Source organism: Roseburia faecis (genome assembly GCF_001406815.1).
Lineage (GTDB): Bacteria > Bacillota > Clostridia > Lachnospirales > Lachnospiraceae > Roseburia > Roseburia faecis.
The window spans coordinates 1-362 of the sequence record NZ_CVRR01000099.1 but is presented as its reverse complement, the minus strand read 5'-3'; the positions used below and the strand labels follow the sequence as shown (position 1 = coordinate 362).

The 362-nt window shown below is 34.0% G+C and carries 1 pseudogene; it reads right to left on the bottom strand.

Annotation, left to right across the window (positions count from 1 at the left end):
- Positions 1 to 46: 46 nt before the first annotated feature.
- Positions 47 to 362, bottom strand: a pseudogene (locus M72_RS16145) (hypothetical protein); the annotation flags it as partial.

Genomic DNA, 362 nt, shown 5'->3' with positions numbered 1-362 from the left:
ACCTTGTTTGTAATCTTTTCTTTCTTCAAAATTATAGAAATTGATACTATGCATATGTATCAAAACCTACCTTATTTTTAGTTGTCGCTTCTATAGCAATCATATTTTCTGTTTTTTTATCTTCTTTTTCTTTATCCTCTTTCATTCTCTCCAGCCATTTGTCAATTTCTGAATCCGTACCAGTCTCTCCAAAAATGCCACAGGTTGTCATTTCGGTTCCATTATTCGTAAACTTAAACTCCACTGATATCAGTTTACTACCATGACTTATTGCCGCCTTCTGTGCATTTCGTATAACATCTGGCATAATTGCTAAATTTTCCTCAAGCCATTTCGCAGTTTTTTCATCTCCACATGCCTTT